The 18,047-nt window shown below is 43.4% G+C and carries 15 protein-coding genes; 9 read left to right on the top strand and 6 right to left on the bottom strand.

Annotated features, from left to right (window positions below):
* Window positions 1-59 precede the first annotated feature (59 nt).
* Together pgm and seqA are read right to left on the bottom strand one after the other, a co-directional pair.
* Window positions 60-1,706, bottom strand: a complete 1,647-nt coding sequence (gene pgm / locus AC3CIA_RS11580; protein WP_054547181.1) for a phosphoglucomutase (alpha-D-glucose-1,6-bisphosphate-dependent) — start codon at window positions 1,704-1,706, stop codon at window positions 60-62.
* A gap of 92 nt (window positions 1,707-1,798) precedes the next feature.
* Window positions 1,799-2,338, bottom strand: a complete 540-nt coding sequence (gene seqA, locus AC3CIA_RS11585; RefSeq protein WP_004734221.1) for a replication initiation negative regulator SeqA — start codon at window positions 2,336-2,338, stop codon at window positions 1,799-1,801.
* A 93-nt stretch (window positions 2,339-2,431) separates the two neighbouring features.
* Here seqA and AC3CIA_RS11590 point away from each other — a divergent pair, with 93 nt between their 5' ends.
* The 3 genes from AC3CIA_RS11590 to fldA all read left to right on the top strand — a co-directional run bounded on the left by AC3CIA_RS11590 (window position 2,432) and on the right by fldA (window position 4,111).
* Window positions 2,432-3,193 (top strand): alpha/beta fold hydrolase, encoded by a 762-nt coding sequence (locus tag AC3CIA_RS11590; protein ID WP_488518898.1) that lies wholly within the window; start codon window positions 2,432-2,434, stop codon window positions 3,191-3,193.
* A 108-nt stretch (window positions 3,194-3,301) separates the two neighbouring features.
* A complete protein-coding gene (locus tag AC3CIA_RS11595) occupies window positions 3,302-3,520 on the top strand; it encodes a DUF2788 domain-containing protein (RefSeq protein WP_004734223.1) in 219 nt (72 codons plus the stop codon).
* Window positions 3,521-3,577: 57 nt separating this feature from the next.
* Complete coding sequence (fldA, locus tag AC3CIA_RS11600) at window positions 3,578-4,111, top strand: flavodoxin FldA (RefSeq protein WP_004734224.1); 534 nt, start codon at window positions 3,578-3,580, stop codon at window positions 4,109-4,111.
* A 96-nt stretch (window positions 4,112-4,207) separates the two neighbouring features.
* On the opposite strand, the gene AC3CIA_RS11605 is transcribed toward fldA, so the two are convergent.
* A complete protein-coding gene (locus AC3CIA_RS11605) occupies window positions 4,208-4,714 on the bottom strand; it encodes a DUF4442 domain-containing protein (RefSeq protein WP_114633860.1) in 507 nt (168 codons plus the stop codon).
* 207 nt (window positions 4,715-4,921) lie between these two features.
* On the opposite strand from AC3CIA_RS11605, the gene fcrX reads away from it, so the two are divergent.
* Window positions 4,922-5,371: a ferric iron uptake transcriptional regulator FcrX gene (gene fcrX, locus AC3CIA_RS11610; RefSeq protein WP_004734226.1), complete on the top strand. Its 450-nt coding sequence runs from the start codon at window positions 4,922-4,924 to the stop codon at window positions 5,369-5,371.
* A 199-nt stretch (window positions 5,372-5,570) separates the two neighbouring features.
* Here fcrX and glnS read toward each other — a convergent pair whose 3' ends face one another.
* Window positions 5,571-7,238, bottom strand: a complete 1,668-nt coding sequence (gene glnS / locus AC3CIA_RS11615; RefSeq protein WP_017085952.1) for a glutamine--tRNA ligase — start codon at window positions 7,236-7,238, stop codon at window positions 5,571-5,573.
* A gap of 302 nt (window positions 7,239-7,540) precedes the next feature.
* Window positions 7,541-9,058 carry an N-acetylglucosamine-specific PTS transporter subunit IIBC gene (gene nagE / locus AC3CIA_RS11620; protein WP_488518899.1) on the bottom strand — a complete coding sequence of 506 codons (1,518 nt, stop codon included), beginning with the start codon at window positions 9,056-9,058 and terminating at the stop codon, window positions 7,541-7,543.
* 517 nt (window positions 9,059-9,575) lie between these two features.
* Between nagE and nagA the strand changes: the two genes are divergently transcribed.
* From nagA to asnB, 4 genes are all read left to right on the top strand, one after another.
* The gene (gene nagA, locus AC3CIA_RS11625) at window positions 9,576-10,712 is read left to right on the top strand and encodes an N-acetylglucosamine-6-phosphate deacetylase (RefSeq protein WP_017079464.1); all 1,137 of its coding nucleotides are present in this window, start codon (window positions 9,576-9,578) and stop codon (window positions 10,710-10,712) included.
* A gap of 2 nt (window positions 10,713-10,714) precedes the next feature.
* Entirely contained in the window at window positions 10,715-11,929 is a 1,215-nt protein-coding gene (gene nagC, locus AC3CIA_RS11630; protein ID WP_004734232.1) for a DNA-binding transcriptional regulator NagC, read from the top strand.
* Window positions 11,930-12,013: 84 nt separating this feature from the next.
* A complete protein-coding gene (locus AC3CIA_RS11635) occupies window positions 12,014-13,600 on the top strand; it encodes a cation:proton antiporter family protein (RefSeq protein ID WP_017079462.1) in 1,587 nt (528 codons plus the stop codon).
* Window positions 13,601-13,834: 234 nt separating this feature from the next.
* Complete coding sequence (gene asnB, locus AC3CIA_RS11640; protein ID WP_004734234.1) at window positions 13,835-15,505, top strand: asparagine synthase B; 1,671 nt, start codon at window positions 13,835-13,837, stop codon at window positions 15,503-15,505.
* Between the two features lie 87 nt (window positions 15,506-15,592).
* Here the strand turns inward: asnB and rfaH are convergent, their stop codons facing one another.
* Window positions 15,593-16,099, bottom strand: a complete 507-nt coding sequence (gene rfaH, locus AC3CIA_RS11645; protein ID WP_114633863.1) for a transcription/translation regulatory transformer protein RfaH — start codon at window positions 16,097-16,099, stop codon at window positions 15,593-15,595.
* Between the two features lie 502 nt (window positions 16,100-16,601).
* Here rfaH and AC3CIA_RS11650 point away from each other — a divergent pair.
* Window positions 16,602-17,987 (top strand): peptide MFS transporter, encoded by a 1,386-nt coding sequence (locus AC3CIA_RS11650; RefSeq protein WP_004734236.1) that lies wholly within the window; start codon window positions 16,602-16,604, stop codon window positions 17,985-17,987.
* Window positions 17,988-18,047: the final 60 nt, after the last annotated feature.

Here is an 18,047-nt window from a genome sequence, read left to right on the forward strand (position 1 = left end):
GATGCTTTCACATCAACCCTTTCACTATTTACTTGATGACTCTACTAATCGGTATTCGATTATAGGCCAGCGGCTGCAAATACTTGATTAACAATCTCTTGAGCTTCTGCTTCGATTGCTTTCAGGTGCTCTTCACCTTTAAAGCTTTCACAGTAGATCTTGTAGATGTCTTCTGTACCTGATGGACGAGCAGCAAACCAACCGTTTTCAGTCGTCACTTTTAGGCCACCAATCGCAGCGCCATTACCCGGAGCGTGCGTTAGGCGTGCAGTAATTGGGTCACCAGCCAGCGTCTCAGCAGAAACCATCTCTGGAGACAGCTTCTTAAGTACGTCTTTTTGTGCACCGTTTGCTACCGCTTGAATACGGTTATACTTAGATTCGCCGTGTTTAGCAGCAAGCTCTTCGTAGTATTCTTGTGGATTCTTACCCGTTACTGCTGTGATCTCAGCCGCAAGCAGGCAAAGAATTAGGCCATCTTTATCTGTTGACCAAGGCGTTCCGTCTTTACGTAAGAAAGATGCGCCAGCACTCTCTTCACCACCGAAACCAAACTGACCGTTGTATAAGCCATCAACGAACCATTTGAAACCAACCGGCACTTCACAAAGTTCACGACCTAAGTCGGCAACAACACGGTCGATTAGTGCACTTGATACTAGTGTTTTACCCACTGCAACGTCTTTGCCCCAACCTTCACGGTTACGGTATAGGTAGTCAATACAAACCGCTAGGAAGTGGTTTGGATTCATCAAGCCTTTTGGCGTAACAATGCCGTGGCGATCGTAATCAGGGTCGTTACCAAACGCTAGTTGATAGTCATCTTTAAGCGCCAGTAAGCCTGCCATTGCGTACGGAGAAGAACAATCCATACGAACCACACCATCTTTGTCTAGAGACATAAATTGGAACGAAGGATCAACCGCTTCACTGACCAGAGTAAGATCTAGGTTGTACGCTTTGCCAATTTGACGCCAGTAATCAATACCGCTGCCACCCAGTGGATCAACACCAATCTTGATGTTTGCTTTCTGGATCGCTTCCATATCAACCACGTTAACCAAATCAGCAATGTAAGGAGCAACGAGATCAACTTCTTTCACTAGCTCAGACTGTTTAGCCTGTGCGATAGGAGTACGCTTTACACCTTGCATTTGCTCAGCAATGATGACGTTCGCACGATCTTCAATCGCTTGAGTTAGCTCAGCCTCAGCAGGGCCACCGTGTGTCGGATTGTATTTAATACCACCGTCTTGTGGTGGGTTATGCGAAGGCGTGATAACAATGCCGTCCGCTTTTTTGTCATTCACTAGGTTATGCGTAAGAATCGCGTGCGAGATACCTGGTGTTGGAGTAAAGCCATTGTTTTCTTGAATAATAACTTCAACATCGTTGGCTACAAGCACTTCGATTACAGTAGAAAACGCAGGCTCAGAGAGAGCGTGAGTATCTTTACCTAGGAAAAGAGGTCCTGTTGTACCTTGCTCAGCACGAACTTCAGCCACCGCTTGTGCGATCGCGAGAATGTGGTTTTCATTAAATGTTGATTTGTCTGCTGTACCACGGTGACCTGAAGTACCGAACAGTACTTTGTGATCTGGGTTAGTAGCATCCGGTTGCTGTAAGAAATAGTTAGCAACTAAAGCCGGAATATTATGAAGATCTTCCTGCTGAGCTTTCTGCCCAGCACGAGGGTGCATAGCCATTTTTCGACATCCTTATATATAAAATTTAAAAACAAAAAAACCTCATAATATCTTCTTATCCATGGATATTATGAGGTTTAAATCAGATTTCGTTAAATTGAACCTGTTACTTTTTCTATCAATTCTGCTTGGAAACTCATGCGGCTCATAAGCTGTTCAACCATTTGTCTTTTACGGCTAGTGTTATTATTAGTTATAACCCAAAAAGGACTTTGTGGAATGGCTTTAGGCTTCGTTGTGTTGCCGTTTGCTAGCAAGGTCTCTTCGTTGTCTGCAAAGTAAACACGCTTGCGGCCTTTTACTTGAGTTGCTTCTGAAAAGCTTAAAGGGTCGATTTTATGCAGTGTCGATAACACAAGCATGAAACGATCAATGGCTTTCTTCAGTGATGCAAACTCATCTGATATTAGTAGTGAGCGCATTTCTTTAACACCATCGAACTTCTCTGGAGTAAAGCCTACCTCTTTGCTAACAACGATACCTTTTGGCTCAACGATCTCTTCGATCGGAACCATGCCTTGGCTATCAACCTGTAATAAGCGGCGCAGAATATCTGAAGCGCTTTCGCCAATACGTTCTGTCTGACCCGCAATAAAACGGTATAGGTCCTCATCAACCTCAATTGTTTTCATTCGCTTTTCACAATCTCAATGTTTAAACTCTGGGGGATTATAGCGAGATCCGCGCGGATACTCTACGTCAAACCCACCATGAATAAGATAAAAATGTCAGTACAGCTCAACTATAAATTAGAAGGTGCGGGTCACACCATTGTTTTGATCCATGGATTATTCGGTAATCTGGACAACCTTGGCTTGCTCGCTAGGGATCTAAAAGCCGATCACCAGGTACTTAGTATCGATCTACGCAACCACGGCCAATCCTTCCATAGTGACACTCACGACTATAAAGCAATGGCACAAGATGTGGCTCAACTACTGAATGATCTTGAGTTAAATGATGTCACTGTGATTGGTCACTCCATGGGTGGCAAGGTAGCGATGGCGCTGACACAACATCTTACGCTGCATAAATTGATTGTCTTGGATATGGCACCAGTCGCGTACACCCAAAGTCGTCACGACAACGTATTCGCCGGCCTACAAGCCGTGATAGAAGAAAAACCGACATCACGCTCAGACGCGCTTAAGATCCTCGCAAAACATATCGAAATTGATGGGGTTCGCCAGTTTTTGACCAAATCTTTGTTCAAAACGGAACAAGGCATCATGGAATGGCGCTTCAACGTTGCTTCGTTATTGAGCAACTATCCACATATTATTGGTTGGGAACCGATCGAGAAAACCTCGGTCAAAACCTTGCTAATAAAAGGTGGGGATTCTGATTACCTCACAGCTGAGCATCAAACCGCCGTTCAACAGCAGTTTTCCAACGCAAAGGCTCATGTTATCGCTAACACGGGACACTGGTTACACGCGGAAAAGCCAGCTGAAGTACTCCGTGCAATAAGAAAATTCATCGCTTAGATAGGTTGATTAGTCGATATAAATGAGAGCTGTGTAATCACAGCAGATTAACTTTATCTCACAACAGTGATATAGTGCGCCCAAGCAAATTTGGTATATAAGGTTCCCATGCTTTACGACTACATGAACATCATTGAATCCATTGGTTTAGATCTTCTGTTTGCCGCGATTTTCTTTCTAATCGGAATGGCAATTAAAGACGTTCTAAAGGAAGGAAATGTTCCTGCATTTGGTCGTCGCATCGTATGGTTAGTACTTTTCCTTGGCTGCGCAGGTTTTATCGCAAAAGGGATAATCCAACTAAGCTGGGAAGGAACTGGAATCTAACGATTTCCTCCGAACTTTATTACACCGACAACAGACAAAATGAAAGGTAATGATTCTATGGCAAGTGTAGGTCTCTTCTTTGGTAGCGATACAGGTAACACTGAAGCTGTTGCTAAGATGATTCAAAAGCAATTGGGCAAGCAGCTCGTTCAAGTTCAAGACATTGCAAAAAGCAGCAAAGAAGATATCGATAACTTCGATCTACTGCTGCTTGGTATCCCTACGTGGTACTACGGCGAAGCACAATGTGATTGGGACGACTTTTTCCCTGAGCTAGAAGCTATTGATTTTTCAACTAAGCTTGTTGCTATCTTTGGTTGTGGCGACCAAGAAGATTACGCAGAATACTTCTGTGATGCTATGGGTACTATCCGTGACATCGTTGAAGCGAAAGGCGGTACTATCCTAGGTCACACATCAACTGAAAGCTACGAATTTGAAGCATCGAAAGGCTTAGTTGAAGGCGATGACAGCCAATTCGTTGGTCTATGTATCGATGAAGACCGTCAACCTGAGCTAACTGATGAGCGTGTATCTAACTGGGTTAAACAAATCCACGAAGAAATGTGCCTAGCAGAGTTAGAAGACTAATTCTCTAGCGATTGTTAATTGTTACAATTAATGACCGATATGTAGATATAAAAAAACCTCCTTATAGGAGGTTTTTTGCTATTTAATGTTCATCAATCAACACTCAGCTTCTAATGCTTCGTCATCCTCTCTGAACTGCGGCTTCTTTCTCACATACAGGGTTCGCTGAATTTCTGACACCACATTCCCCTGCTTATCTTTAACGTGGATAATAAATTCGGGGAAGCACTTCTCACCAAGCTGTGTCTGACGGTAGATATCATCCAGTTGCCCTTGGCTTATCTCAAAATCTGCATACAAGTCGGATTGACCCGGCTTGATAAAGTTAATACTCGCCTCTTTATCCCAAACATAATATCGCTCACCTAAAATACCCATTAACATCAAAGAGTAAACTGGATCGGTAAGAGAAAAGATACTGCCGCCATATTGAGTACGATTGGCGTTCTTATTCCACCAGCGCAGCTTTAGTATCGTCTTAACAACCCTAAAGTCATGGCTAATGTGAGCTATTCGAATTCCCGATCCCCAAAAAGGAGGCCAAATATTGAGAGCAAATTTTACAATGTTGGGTTTATATATTTTTGCGAGTTGCTTATTCATAACAACATTCCATGTTCATATCAGAAACACCGTCAGCTTGACTGGTCGTACCTCCACTATAAGTGAGATACTTCCAATTTACAAAACAGATTGTGATGTCAGTAAGTAACCCTTTGAAGTTCGTGGTTTATTGTTATGCCTGACTAAACTATAATGGTATTAATATTGAATTCTGTTAATTGCTGCAGATCATCAACAGGAAAGTATATGTCAGACAATAATCAAGCGCTAAAAGATGCTGGTCTTAAAGTGACCCTCCCACGGCTCAAAATTTTAGAAGTATTACAACAACCAGACTGCCAACATATTAGTGCTGAAGATTTATATAAAAAGCTGATCGACTTAGGTGAAGAGATAGGTCTTGCGACCGTTTATCGCGTACTGAACCAATTCGATGATGCTGGCATTGTAACTCGTCACCACTTCGAAGGCGGCAAGTCTGTATTTGAACTTTCAACACAGCATCACCACGATCACCTAGTATGTTTAGACTGCGGTGAAGTTATCGAATTCTCTGATGATCTTATCGAAGAAAGACAAAAAGAAATCGCTCAACGCTACAACGTACAGTTAACTAACCATAGTTTATATCTGTATGGTAAAAGCATCACTGGGGATTGCAAAGGCAACCCAGACGCACATAAAGCGAAGAAGTAACACAGAACGCTGGCTTAGGCCGGCGTTTTTTATTTGGGTTGATACCGTATTAAGAATCACAGTAACTTGACCCACAATTTGTTATTTTATCCAGATACAAAAAAACCGGCTCTAGGCCGGTTTTTTATTAAGTATATCTTGAGAAGCTAAGCTTTAGGGTTCTAAGCTTTAGAAAGCTGAGCTATAGAAAACTAAGCCATTAAGCTTCAGTTTTACCCCAAGTATCACGTAGGCCAACAGTACGGTTGAATACTAGCGCGTCTGCTTTCGAGTCTTTCGAATCTACGCAGAAGTAACCTGTACGTTCAAACTGATACGCTTGCTCTGCCACACCTTCTGCTAGGCTAGGTTCAACAAAACCGTTTAGCGTAACAAGTGACTCAGGGTTAAGCGTTGCAGCGAAATCATCAGCAGCGGCTGGGTTTGCCACAGTGAATAGACGATCGTACAAACGAATCTCAGCAGGCAGTGCTTTATCAGCCGATACCCAATGGATAACGCCTTTTACTTTACGGCCATCTGCAGGGTTCTTACCGAGTGTTTCATTGTCGTAAGAACAGAAGATAGTCGTAATGTTGCCTTCTGCATCTTTTTCGATACGTTCAGCTTTGATCACGTAAGCACCACGTAGGCGAACTTCTTTACCTAGAACCAAACGCTTGTACTTCTTGTTTGCTTCTTCACGGAAGTCGTCACGTTCAATCCAAACTTCGCGTGTAAATGGAACTTCACGAGTACCCATTTCTGGCTTGTTCGGGTGGTTTGCCACTGTCAATGTTTCTACTGTATCAGCGTCGTAGTTTTCAATCACGACCTTGATCGGATCAAGAACAGCCATTGCACGAGGTGCATTTTCGTTGAGATCATCACGGATACAAGATTCAAGTGAACCAAACTCAATCATGTTCTCTTGCTTAGTCACACCAATACGCTTACAGAATTCACGGATAGAACTTGAAGTGAAACCGCGACGACGTAGACCAGAGATAGTTGGCATACGTGGATCGTCCCAGCCTTCAACTAGGTTTTCAACCACTAGTTGGTTCAGCTTGCGCTTCGACATTACCGTGTATTCAAGATTCAGACGGCTAAACTCGTACTGACGAGGTTGGCAATCAATCGTGATGTTGTCTAGAACCCAGTCATACAAACGACGGTTATCTTGGAATTCAAGCGTACAGATAGAGTGCGTAATGCCCTCTAGCGCATCAGAGATACAGTGAGTGAAGTCGTACATTGGGTAAATGCACCACTTGTCAGCAGTCTGATGGTGGTGAGCAAAACGAACACGGTAGATAACTGGATCGCGCATAACCATGAATGAAGAGCTCATGTCGATCTTAGCACGTAGACATGCTTTGCCTTCTTCGAAGCCACCGTCACGCATTTTTTCAAACAACGCTAGGTTTTCTTCAGGGCTGCGATCACGATATGGGCTCGCTTTACCAGGCTCTTTTAACGTGCCACGGTATTCACGGATCTGCTCAGGACTTAGCTCGTCAACATACGCTAAGCCTTTATTAATTAATTCCACAGCATAAGCGTAAAGCGTATCGAAGTAGTTTGATGAGTAACAAATATCACCCGACCATTCGAAGCCTAACCAGCTTACATCATTCTTAATTGACTCAACGTATTCAACGTCTTCTTTTTCAGGGTTTGTATCATCGAAACGAAGATTACATTGTCCCTGGTAGTCCTGAGCAATACCAAAGTTCAAGCAAATAGATTTAGCGTGACCAATGTGCAGGTAGCCATTTGGCTCCGGCGGGAAACGAGTATGCACGCTACTGTGTGTACCATCCGCTAAATCTTTATCGATAATTTGGCGAATGAAATTCGATGGACGAGCCTCAGCTTCACTCATCTATAGCACCTCTATGTATTTAGTATTGTCAGAGAAAGTTATCTTTCATATCCGAGACAAAGGCGGCTTTTGCTGCCTATCAAAGATAGAAAGATCATTGTTGCTAATCATCCACAATTCTTCGCCTTTGCACAATAAGAACCATCAGTTAATTGTGATTATTTCTGCTATTCGATGAAGAATAGAACGAACCTTGTTCACTGGCCTTAAATGACAGGCACAAAAAAGCCTCCCGTGTGGGAGGCTTTCAATTTGAAACTTAGTTAAGAGCCGTTGTTACGTCTTAACAAGTACTTCCTTTACTATGGAAGTTTTACATCAGATAGGTCTTCACCTGCACCGATAGCTTTCATTTCGCCAGCGACGATTTCAGCTAGTGGGCCTAGGATAACCTGTAGGTTGTTCTCACCTAGTTTAACCACACCTTTAGCGCCAAGTTTCTTAAGAACAACTTCATCAGCGATAGAGCGGTCTTTAAGAGTTAGACGTAGACGAGTGATACAAGCATCGATTGAAGTCAGGTTTTCGTGACCACCTAGAGCTTTCAGGTATTGACGAGCTACGTCACCTTTTGGCGCGTCACCAGCAGGAGCTACTGCAGCTTCGTCATCATCTTCACGACCTGGCGATTTCAAGTTGAAAGCGCGGATTGCGAAAGAGAAAGTGAAGAAGTATAGAGCACCGAATGCTAAGCCAATCAATAGTAGAGTGAATGGTTTAGTTGCTAGACCCCAGTTCAATACGAAGTCGATTAGACCAGCAGAGAAACCGAAACCGTGCAGAGTACCAAACATGTTTGCCACTACTAGAGACAGACCTGTAAATACCGCGTGCATTGCGTATAGAGCAGGAGCTAGGAATACGAACATGAATTCTAGCGGCTCTGTGATACCTGTTAGGAATGAACAGAATGCAACTGAGAACAATGCGCCACCAACTTGGCTACGTTTTTCAGCAGGAGCAGCTAGGTACATTGCAAGTGCAGCACCTGGTAGACCGAACATCATTACTGGGAAGAAACCGTTCATGAATACGCCAGCGCCTTTATCGCCACCGAAGAAACGGTGTAGGTCGCCAGATTTAACTGTTTCAGTCACTTCTTTAACAACAGTAGTAATCTCTGGAGTTACTGAGTTAGCGAATGTGAATGTATGTTCTTGACCAACAACTAGAGTTTTAGCCAGTGCAGGGTCAACACAAAGTTGAGTGATGTTAGCGAATGCACCTTGACCAGCAACGATGATTTCTTGACACGTACCCATACCGAACCAGAAGTATGAGTTCAATACGTGGTGTAGACCTACAGGGATTAGTGCACGGTTAAGAGTACCGTAAACGAATTGGCCAACAGCACCAGACGTTGATACCGCGTGAGCTAGTGCATCTAGACCAGATTGAATACCAGGCCAAACCACACCAGACACAGCACCTGCAACAAGTGCAAATAGACCGGCCATGATAGGTACTAAACGTTTACCCGCGAAGAAAGCCAGCCACTCAGGAAGGCGTGTTGCATGGAAAGCGTTGTAAGAGTGACCTGCGATGATACCTGCGAAGATACCGCCGAAGAATGACATGTTAACGTCTGCGTTAATTGTGGTTGCTGTTGCTGTTAGTACGAAGTAAGCAACTGCACCAGCAAGACCCGCTGCGCCGTTACCGTCTTTAGAAAGACCAATCGCGATACCTAGACCAAATAGCAATGGTAGGTTACCGAAGATAGCACCACCAGCTTCTGCCATGAATGGAATATCAAGTAAATCGCCTTGACCTAAACGTAAAAGAAGCGCCGCAATCGGAAGCGTTGCGATTGGTAGCATTAACGCCTTACCAAGCTTCTGTGCATATCCTAGAATATTCACCAGTTGTTTCCCCCTATAGGATTTTTTAGAATTCGTTTGAGAAACTTATTTTAGTCGCTCAATTTAGTCCTATTCAGTGTATTCAATTAATTTTGCTCCGCAAATTAAAACCTTACCATTTGTGATCGTAATCACCAGTTTTTACCAAATCCAGAGGTTTTTGCTAGCGAGATCATAAAACTTATTTTATCATTCAAAAAAATGAACGTTTATAGATAAAATCTAAACCTAATCATTAGACAAAATGATGGTATCCCTGGGTTTACACTGTCCAATAAACAATCATTAAAGGTGAACCTAAATGTATATCAACAATCAATTGTTCATATATTTTTCAATAACTTAAATTGCTTCCCGCTTTGAAGCCGTTTGCCCATAAAAGATAAATCGTTACGTAAATGATGCTCGCAAACTAAGTTCACATTTAGGTAACGAACAAATTTTAAAGATCTCACGAAATAAGGATTAGCTGACTATGTACGCGCTAAGTAACTGTAAAATTTACACTGGTAGTGATGTTCTAACCGATCATGCTGTTGTAATCGAAAACGAACTGATCAAAAAAGTCTGTCCTATCTCTGAATTACCAGAAGGAATCGAAGTTCGCGACCTAAACGGAGCAAACCTAAGCCCAGGCTTCATTGACCTACAATTGAATGGTTGTGGCGGTGTAATGCTTAACGATGAGATCACTGCAGACACAATGCAGATCATGCACAAAGCAAACCTTAAATCTGGCTGTACTAGCTTCCTGCCAACGCTAATCACTTCTTCTGACGAAGACATGCGCGCGGTTATTACCGCAGCTCGTGAGTATCACAACCAATACCAAAACCAATCTCTTGGCCTACACCTTGAAGGTCCGTATTTAAACGTCGCGAAAAAAGGCATTCACAGCGTCGATCACATTCGTAAATCAGACAGCGAAATGATTGAGCTTATCTGTGAGAACAATGACCTTGTTGCAAAAGTAACATTGGCTCCAGAACTCAACGACCCAGAACACATTGAGCGTCTGCGCAAAGCTGGTGTGGTTGTTTCGATTGGTCACACGAATGCAACGTACGCAGAAGCTCGTCAAGGTTTCGAATCAGGTATCACTTTTGCCACTCATCTATTCAATGCAATGACTCCTATGGTTGGTCGTGAGCCTGGCGTTGTTGGCGCGATTTACGATACGCCTGAGGTTTATGCTGGCATTATTGCCGATGGCTTCCATGTTGATTACGCAAACATCAGAATTGCGCATAAAATCAAGGGAGAAAAGTTGGTATTAGTGACGGATGCCACAGCTCCTGCAGGTGCTGACATGGAATACTTTATTTTTGTCGGTAAGAAAGTATATTACCGTGATGGTAAGTGTGTTGATGAAAACGGCACACTGGGCGGCTCAGCTCTGACTATGATTGAAGCAGTTCAGAATACAGTTGAGCACGCCGGTATCGCTTTAGACGAAGCTCTTCGCATGGCTACGCTATACCCAGCTACGGCTATCGGTGTAGAAAGCAAGCTAGGTCGAATCAAAAAAGGCATGGTTGCAAACCTAGCTGTATTTGACCGAGACTTTAACGTTAAAGCGACTGTTGTTAACGGACAATACGAGCACAATTAAGTATGAATGGCGGACAAATAGGTAACGTAGACTTAGTTAAACAACTAAACAGTGCGGCGGTATACCGACTAATAGACCAACAAGGGCCTATCAGTCGTATACAAGTGGCTGATGTAAGCCAACTCGCACCGGCAAGTGTTACAAAAATTACCCGCCAACTTTTAGAGCGCGGCCTAATTAAAGAGGTTGCGCAGCAAGCGTCTACTGGCGGTAGACGCGCTATCTCCCTAACCACAGAAGTAGAGCCTTTTCACTCTGTCGCTGTGCGCTTGGGTCGAGATTACATTCAAATAAGCCTGCATGACCTTGGCGGTCGTGAGCTGGCTTTCCAACAGCAAGACCTGAATTACTCAGACCAATCAGACCTCACCCAAGGCTTGGTCAATAACTTGAAGGCTTTCATTGCTGAACACCAACCAAAGATCGACCAACTGATTGCCATTGGTGTCACTCTTCCAGGCTTGGTTAACCCAACGACAGGTGTCGTTGAGTACATGCCAAATACAGACATCGATAACCTTGCGTTAAGCGACATTATTCGCGACACATTCCATGTTGCTTGTTTTGTTGGTAATGACGTTCGAGGAATGGCGCTTGCTGAGCACTACTTCGGTGCAAGCAAAGACAGCCAAGATTCTATTTTGGTTAGCGTTCACCGTGGTACTGGTGCTGGTATTATTGTTAATGGTCAGGTTTTCCTTGGCCATAACCGCAACGTGGGTGAAATTGGTCATATCCAAATTGATCCACTTGGCGAGCAATGCCAATGCGGTAATTTCGGTTGTCTTGAAACCGTAGCGGCAAACCCTGCCATTGTTGAACGTGTCCAAAAGCTAATTAAGCAAGGTTATGAGTCCTCGCTAACAGAGATTGAACACATTACCATTCAAGATGTATGTGACCATGCTATCAATGGCGACGAACTGGCTAAGCAAAGTTTGGTTCGAGTAGGTAATCAACTGGGTAAAGCTATCGCAATGACGATTAACTTGTTTAATCCTCAGAAAGTTATCATTGCTGGTGATATTACAAAGGCACAAGAGATTGTTTTCCCTGCAATTAAGCGCAATGTAGAGAATCAGTCGTTAACGGCTTTCCATAGCGGCCTGCCTATTGTAGCATCACAGATCGATAAACATCCTACGATGGGAGCTTTTGCCATGATTAAGCGCGCCATGCTCAACGGTGTGTTACTTCAAAAGCTTCTTGAAGACTAAAGAAAAACAACTCTGATTTTCCGCGGGCCGTGTTTGTATAAACACGGCCCGTTTTTTTAAGCTAGGGAACTACTACTACAAGTTATGGAACTTATATTAATATCCACTGCGTTTATTGCAGGATTTATTGCTTTAAAGTGTCACCTTCCCCCATTGGTCGGCTTTTTGGTCGCTGGTTTTGGGCTCTTTGCTCTGGGTTTTGAAACCAATGACACCATCATTACCTTGGCTGACCTTGGTGTCACCCTGCTTCTATTTACGATTGGCTTAAAGCTCGATATCAAAACCCTGCTCTCTAAAGAGATCTGGGCTGGCGCAACAATCCACAACCTTTTATCCACTCTGTTTTTTGCGGTCGCCCTGTTTGGTTTTAAATTCCTAGGTATTTCCTCGTTGGCAGCCATGTCAATAGAACAGATTGTTCTACTCGGCTTTGCCCTTTCATTCTCTAGTACCGTATTCGCAGTTAAGTCTCTGCAAGAGAAAGGGGAAATGAATGCGACCTATGGAACATTAGCGATCGGTATTCTGGTCATGCAGGATATCTTTGCCGTGGTCTTCTTAACGGCATCGACAGGCAAAATTCCAGAATGGTATGCCATCGCACTGTTCGCTTTGCCATTCTGTCGTCCGTTGTTCTACAAAGTCCTCGACTGGGTTGGTCACGGCGAAATGTTGGTGCTGTTCGGCATTTTCTTCGCATTGGTCGTCGGTGCAGGTTTGTTCCAGTTTGTAGGGGTTAAACCAGATCTAGGTGCTCTTATCTTAGGTATGTTGCTAGCCGGTCACCCAAAAGCTTCAGAGCTGTCGAAATCGCTGTTTAACCTCAAAGAGCTTTTCCTTGTTTGCTTCTTCTTGAATATTGGATTATCCGAGCAACCTACCATTCAAGGCTTTATGCTCGCCATCTTATTCTTGCTGTTGCTGCCAGTGAAAGGCGTGCTGTACTTCTTGGTACTCAACCGCTTCAAATTCCGTGTTCGAACCTCTCTACTCGCCTCTCTATCATTGTTTAACTACAGTGAATTTGGTCTTATCGTCGGTGGTCTTGCCTTTAAGATGGGTTGGATGTCTGGCGATATATTAGTGGCGGTGGCGATTGCGGTTTCGTTATCGTTCTTAATCGCTGCTCCTTTAAACAAAGCGGGTCATAAGCTTTATCAACAGTCAGGTAAGTGGCTCAAAGAGCACGCTGCTGAAAAGCTTCACCAACGTGATAAACGAATTGATCCTGGTCGCGCACAAGTGCTTATTCTTGGTATGGGACGTATTGGTACCGGCGCCTACGATGAATTGCGTTCACGCTATGGCAAGGTTAGCTTAGGTGTCGAAGTTCGTGAAGAAGCCGCACACAACCATAGAAGCCTTGGAAGAAACGTTATTTCTGGCGATGCAACTGACCCAGATTTCTGGGAGCGTATCTTAGACACAGCAAACGTGAAGCTAGTGATCTTGGCGATGCCTCATCACCAAGGTAATCAAACAGCCTTAGAACAGCTAAAATCACGTAATTTTAAAGGTCAAATCGCAGCCATTGCTGAATACTCCGACCAGCTAGAAACATTGAAAGAGAATGGTGTCGATGCAGCATTCAACATCTACAGTGAAGCTGGTAGTGGTTTTGCTCGACACGTATGTGAGCAATTAAACCCTAACATCAATAAGATCTAATCCTAAACATTGTCTAGTTAACCTCTCAAAATTGCTGTTCTTTTGCACTTTTGAGAGATTTTTGTTTAAAAAACCAACCGCAATTAGACGCCACTCACCAAAACCACCTTAAAATTAGATAATTTCTAACAGAAACCCCTTTATATTATTTTTTTGCTCACATTCGGTTGCTTTTTTTAGCCAGAATGGCAAATTGAATACAGTTGATTTAGAAATTATTTAAAAGGAAGTTCTATGTGTTCAGTATTTGGCATTCTCGACATTAAAAGTGATGCCGCAGCACTTCGCCCTATTGCTTTAGAAATGTCTAAAAAGCTTCGTCACCGTGGCCCAGACTGGTCTGGTATCTATGCTGGTGAAAAAGCAATTCTTGCTCACGAACGTTTGGCTATCGTTGGTCTTAACAGTGGTGCACAACCACTATACAGCCAAGATAAAAAGCATATTCTTGCAGTGAATGGCGAAATTTATAACCACAAAGAACTTCGTGCACGCTATGAAGATAAGTACCAGTTCCAGACTGACTCTGACTGTGAAGTTATCCTAGCGTTATACCAAGAAATGGGCGCGGACCTTTTAGAAGAACTTAACGGTATTTTCGCATTCGTTTTATACGACGAAGAGAAAGACGAATACCTAGTCGGCCGTGACCATATTGGTATCATCCCGCTTTACCAAGGCTACGACGAGCACGGCAACTACTACGTTGCTTCAGAGATGAAAGCACTCGTTGAAGTATGCAAGACGATCAGTGAGTTCCCTCCTGGTAGCTTCTATTCTTCGAAAGATGCAGAGCCTCATCGCTACTACATCCGCGATTGGAATGAATACGCTGCGGTACAAGGTAACAGCACAAGTAAAGAAGAACTGACTGAAGCGCTAGAAGCTGCAGTAAAACGTCAACTAATGACAGATGTACCTTATGGTGTACTTCTATCTGGTGGTCTTGATTCTTCAATCACTTCAGCAGTCGCTAAACGTTTTGCTGCAATGCGTATCGAAGACGATGAGCAATCAGAAGCTTGGTGGCCACAACTACACTCATTTGCAGTAGGTCTAGAAAACGCGCCTGACCTTATCGCTGCTCGTGAAGTTGCTGATAAGATTGGTACCGTACACCACGAGATGACTTACACCATTCAGGAAGGCTTAGATGCAATCCGTGATGTTATCTACCACATTGAAACTTACGATGTAACGACGATTCGAGCTTCAACGCCGATGTACTTGCTTGCTCGTAAGATCAAGGCAATGGGTATCAAAATGGTACTGTCTGGTGAAGGTGCTGATGAGATCTTTGGTGGCTACCTGTACTTCCATAAAGCGCCAAACGCAAAAGAGTTCCACGAAGAAACCGTGCGTAAACTTCTTGCTCTAAGCATGTTTGACTGTGCTCGCGCCAACAAATCTCTTGCGGCATGGGGCGTCGAAGGTCGTGTTCCATTCTTGGACAAAGAGTTCATCGATGTAGCAATGCGTTTGAACCCTGAAGATAAGATGTGTGGTAACGGTAAAATGGAGAAACACATTCTACGTGAGTGTTTTGAAGACTACCTACCAGATTCAATTGCATGGCGTCAAAAAGAGCAGTTTTCTGATGGTGTTGGCTACGATTGGATTGATACATTAAAAGCAACGGCTGAAGAAAAAGTAACGGATCAACAAATGGAAGCTGCGAAGTTCCGTTTCCCTTACAACACGCCAACAACCAAAGAAGGTTATGCTTACCGTGAAATTTTTGAGGAGCTATTCCCTCTAGAATCAGCGGCAGAATGTGTACCTGGTGGTCCTTCAGTTGCTTGTTCATCAGCGAAAGCGATTGAGTGGGATGAGTCATTCAAAAACTGTGTCGACCCATCAGGCCGTGCAGTACAAGCCGTTCACAACGATGCTTACAACGCTTAGCGCGTTTTGAACAAACCCTAAAGACTAAAAAAGGCGCATTATGCGCCTTTTTGTTTTAAGCCTATTTTTTGCTTTGTATTACTGCACTTATGCGTGAGCTTGTAGTGCTTCGTTCTCAATACTGATCGGAACCACTTTGCTGATCATTTTTACCAGCATAATAGATCGAGCTTCACCATCTTTCTGATGGAAAATAGCTTCAACCCCAGCAAACTGACCACTATTGATCTTGACCACTTGCCCTGATTCAAACTCAAAACAGCACTCTTCAGGTTCATCTTCGCAACACTTCTCAAACTCTTTCAGCTCATACACTAAGTCGCCTTGGACTTCATGTGGCCTTGCTCCAAACTTAATAAAGTCGACAACGCCACGAGTCGAACGAACTGTCGTAAAACTAGGGCCTTGCTCATAATCAAAGCGAACAAAGATATAAGACGGGAACAGCGGTTCTTTGACCTGCTTCTCTTTCCCTCTCACGACCTTCTTGACATCGATTTGAGGATAAAAGCACTCTACCCCCTGATTTTCTAGGTGCTGTTGAGCGCGTTTTTGATCACCACGCTTACAGTAAAGTAAATACCAACGTTTCATTTAACTAGCCATTTTATATTTTTAGATATTTTACCACATGCCTAAAACGGTTGAATCGCCATTAATAAAATGAATCATTGTGAGCAAGAAATATTGCGTAGCAGACCAATTTATCAACAAAAAGTTATAGGAGCTAAAAGTGGTTAAGCATTGTACAGAGATCATTTAGAGATCAAAAGGCTCATTGTTGTAAGCATATGTATCCCACCTTTAATGGGGATTTCATTCTATTTAATCTCAAACCAATACGCCAGACCAATATATCTAAACACTTTTATTCGATGTTGCTTTAAAAAAGCTCACTTATCAACCAGCTCAAATCTGGAAAGTTAGTTTGCAGCACACTCGAAATAATCAACATCAAAAGCAAAGAGCATTAATATCAATGACTTAACAAAATTCAGTTATCGTAACCATAAAATACACCTATTGCAGACTTTTATCCCACTGTGTATACATGAGTGACTATAAAATCTTTTAATACCTAAAATTAGTAAAACTTATGCCAAGCAATCACAACATCTTTGGCCACCCTAGAGGCCTATTTCTACTTTTTAGCACAGAGCTATGGGAACGCTTCTCCTACTATGCAATGCGTGCCATCCTTGTTTTATTTCTTACCGATACCACTATCAATGGTGGCCTTGGTTGGTCAACGAAAGATGCCCTCGATCTTTATGGCATCTATACTGGTTTAGTCTATATCACGCCATTAATCGGCGGCTGGCTAGCCGATAACTACTTAGGACAACGTAAATCGATCCTAGTGGGCGGTGTATTAATGGCCTTAGGCCAATTTACGCTCGCTCTTCCTAACGGCGCTATTGGCTTAGACCAAGTAAATGCTCTTTATCTGGGTTTAGCACTGCTTATCAGTGGTAACGGTATGTTTAAACCAAACATCTCAACCATGGTTGGCGACCTATACCAAGAAGGCGATAACCGACGTGACGGCGCTTTCACCATTTTCTACATGGGCATCAACTTAGGCGCGCTACTGGGTGGCTTAATTTCAGGTGCTGCAGTCGATTCATTCGGCTGGAAAGCTGGCTTCCTAGCCGCTGGTATCGGTATGGTTATTAGCTTAGTTATGCAATTGACGATGGCTCAGTCATGGTTAGGCAACATTGGCTCAGTACCTGCAGCTGCACGAGCGAAAGCGCTGAACAAATCGAAAGAGAAAACACCACTGACCAAAGAAGAGTTCGACAGACTAAAAGTTATTCTAGTTATGGGTCTGTTCGTAATCGTTTTCTGGGCTGGCTTTGAACAAGCTGGCGGTTTGATGAACATCTACACTCAACAATATACTGACCGTATGATTGGTGGCTTTGAAGTTCCTGCAGCTTGGTTCCAATCTCTGAACCCATTTTTCATCATTACACTTGCACCAATCATTGCTGCATTTTGGGTCAAGCTTGGTAAGCGTGAACCAAACTCGCCAGTGAAATTTGCGATGGCGTTGTTTTTCTTAGCACTAGGCTTTGTGTGCATGATGGGCGCAGTAATGGAGCAAGGTGGCGACCTAACAGTCAAAACATCAATGCTATGGCTAGTCGGTGCTTTCTTCTTCCATACCCTTGGCGAGCTTTGTCTATCTCCTATTGGCCTGTCGTTGGTCACTAAGTTAGCTCCGCTTCGTCTGGCATCGTTAATGATGGGCGCATGGTTTGGTTTTAATGCTGTCGCAAACTACGTCGCTGGCCTTGTGGGTTCTCACGTTGGTGAGCTTGGCGCAATGTCTATCTTCGGTGGTATCGCAATTACAGCGACAATAAGTGGCGTCTTACTGCTTCTTTGTGCAGGTAAACTTGTATCATGGATGCATGGTGTAGAAACTAACATGACGCTTGAAGCAGAGCCAAAAGCAGAAACTTCTGTTGCTTAATATCTAGATCTATTTCAAAAAGAAACATCAGGATCAAAAAGGGCTGCTCAATGAGCAGCC

The sequence above is a fragment of the Vibrio sp. QJM3NY_27 genome, from assembly GCF_057785955.1.